The organism is Desulfurivibrio modestus (genome assembly GCF_044068625.1).
Lineage (GTDB): Bacteria > Desulfobacterota > Desulfobulbia > Desulfobulbales > Desulfurivibrionaceae > Desulfurivibrio.
In genome coordinates, this window is sequence record NZ_JBIPKH010000051.1 from 1 (window position 1) to 2,441 (window position 2,441).

A 2,441-nucleotide genomic window follows, 5' to 3' on the forward strand; every position below is an offset into this window, starting at 1 on the left:
ATAACGGATAAGGTTAGGTCACGCGAAGCCGTGACCTGAACCGTTTGTTGGACAAGCCCGGTGGTCATATTATAGAAAAGATCTTTTTGAGCCTGAGCTTACCGAATCAGGTATGTGAACTGTTGCGAGGCGGGGAGAGGTGGCGGGCTGCTCTTAGCTGAAGATTTTGTCGACTCATCATCCTTTTTTAGCTGTTTTGAGGCTTTTTTCGGGCGCAACTATCCTGTAGCGGCGCAAGCCGGCGGTTGGCAACAGTGATGTCCGCTGCGGCTTACATGGGCAGGGCCTCCGGTTTTGCTTGCTGGTACAATACGGCCGGAAGTACCCGAGGCCGGGAAATCCTTGTCGCGGTGATCACCATGGCGGCCCCGCAGGCCCGGCAGATGATTGCCGGCCGTTGCTTCAGGTTGCGGACCAGGGTGCGCCAAGGGGCGACCCGCAGCACCAGTTGCAGCAAGTGGAGCAGTTTCTTACTGCACGCATGGAGAAAACCATACGATCTTGCCCGCCGAAACCCTCGGGGCAGCACATGGAGCATGAGCAGGTAAAGGAAATACTCGCCCTTGACGGTTCTGGTCCGGTCCTCTCCGCTTTTGGCATGGCGATAGCGGAAGGTGACCATGCCGTTTTTGCAGTGCAGGATGTCCTGCTCCCGGATGACGCCCCGGTACAGGTAACGGCCAAGATAGACCAGGGCCTTCTCGCCGTTGCCCGCGTCTTTGCAGTCAACCACCCACTGCTTGGGGCAATCATGGGGCACCGGCAGCTTGTTGTCGACCAGGGCCTGGAGCACTTTTGCCCGGAAGACCTTGGCCAGGGCCTTGTGGTTGAAGAGAAATTTTCCGGATTTTTCCTTCCACAGCCCGGTTTTCCGGTTGATGCTTGCTCCGGGCATGACCACATGGATGTGGGGATGGTAGTCCAGGGTTCTGGAATGGGTGTGGAGGATGGCGGTGAACCCCGGTGACCCGCCGAGTTTTTTGTCGTTATTGGTGAATGATTTCAGGAGCTCCTGCACTGCCCCGAACATCAGGGCGTAGGCGGTTTTCTGATGTTTCCATGCCAGATCCCGCAGTTGCCCGGGCAGGGTGAAGGTGATCAGGTAGTATTGACACGGCAGCCGCTTGGCAAGCTGGCCTTCCAACCACTGTTGGCTCTCGTGGTTCTGGCAGTGGGGGCAGTTTCTGTGGCCGCAGGAATGGGGAATATAGGCCAGTTTACCGCACTGGTGATCCGAACAGTGGGCCAGCATGTGCGGTCCATGCTCGTGCCGGCATCGGACCATGGACTCCAGGGCCTTGATATGGCCCGGCAGGTGATTTTTCTTGTAGGTGCGGAAGAAGCTGTCCCTGAACTTGTTGATGATCGTGGAGAGCAGCATTATTTGCGCCCTCCCCACTGGATGTCCAGGGTGTTGACCAGGGAGTTGATGACCAGTCTTGTATTGTTGGCCGTGGTTGATGTCAGATGGGTATATCTGGCGGTGGTCAGGATGCTGACATGGCCAAGGATCTGCTGCAGTTCAAGCAGATCGACCCCGGCCTCCAGCATGTGGGTGGCATAGCTGTGGCGCAGGGAGTGGCATGAGATTTTTTTTTATGCCGAGGTGCTGGACAACGGAGTGCATGGCGGTTTGGATGCCGCCCCGGTCCAGAGGAAGATCAACCAGGTGGGCGTTTTTCAGACCTCTTTTCCTGCTGGGGAAGAGAAACCGGGGATGCTTGTGCACGGTCCAGAATTCCCGCAGCACCTGCATGGTCTTGTCGGGCAGCGGCACCAGCCGGTCCTTGTTGCCTTTGGCGTCGCGAATATGCACCCGCATGTTGCCGGCGTCGATGTCGCCGACAGTGAGCCGAATGCCCTCGCCAAGGCGCAGGCCCATGCTGTAGCAGGTAAAGAAGAAGACCTTGTAGCTCAAGATCCTGGTTGCGGCAAATAACTGCCCGGCCTGCTTCACAGACAGGATATCGGGGATTCTGGAGGTCTTGGGCGGCTTGATCAGAGGGATATTCTCCCAGGGTTTGCGCAGCACCTCGGAGTAGAAGAACTTCAGGCCGTAGAGGTCGAGCTTGACCGCGCTCCAGGAGTGCGTATCCAGGAGTTCCGTGAAATAGTCGAGCAACTGGCCGGAGTTTAGGTTGTCAATCCGGCAGTCGAAATAGTTGCCGATACGCCGGATCGCTCTGGCGTAGGCGTCGATGGTCTTGGGCTGCAGGCCGCCCAGCTTGAGGCATTTGAGGTGTTTCTGGTACTGCTTGTTGAAACGTGGATCTTGCGGCATGGTGGTGTTCATTGTAACCTCCTTGGTAATGGTTGATGCGGCGGTTCCCTGTGCTCCGCCACTCCCTACCTATTACCGAATGCCGTGAGATTACAACATGTTAATTGTGGCCAAACAGGATCGCTTTGGCCTTGTCTGCCGCGTAGCGGCTTCGTCCAAC

At 57.0% G+C, this 2,441-nt stretch carries 1 protein-coding gene and 1 pseudogene; both read right to left on the reverse strand.

The genetic code is table 11. From position 1 onward, the window contains the following. Positions 1 to 271 precede the first annotated feature (271 nt). Positions 272 to 1,381 (reverse strand): IS91 family transposase, encoded by a 1,110-nt coding sequence (locus ACHHRT_RS13680; protein ID WP_395500327.1) that lies wholly within the window; start codon positions 1,379 to 1,381, stop codon positions 272 to 274. Further along, positions 1,381 to 2,293 (reverse strand): annotated as a pseudogene (locus ACHHRT_RS13685) (tyrosine-type recombinase/integrase). The gene ACHHRT_RS13680 and the pseudogene ACHHRT_RS13685 overlap by 1 nt, the downstream one beginning before the upstream one ends. Between the last annotated feature and the right edge of the window lie 148 nt (positions 2,294 to 2,441).

Excerpts from the sequence above, each read along its gene's own strand:
- ACHHRT_RS13680 (WP_395500327.1), bottom strand. The coding sequence starts at position 1,381 with ATGCTGCTCTCCACGATCATCAACAAGTTCAGGGACAGCTTCTTCCGC.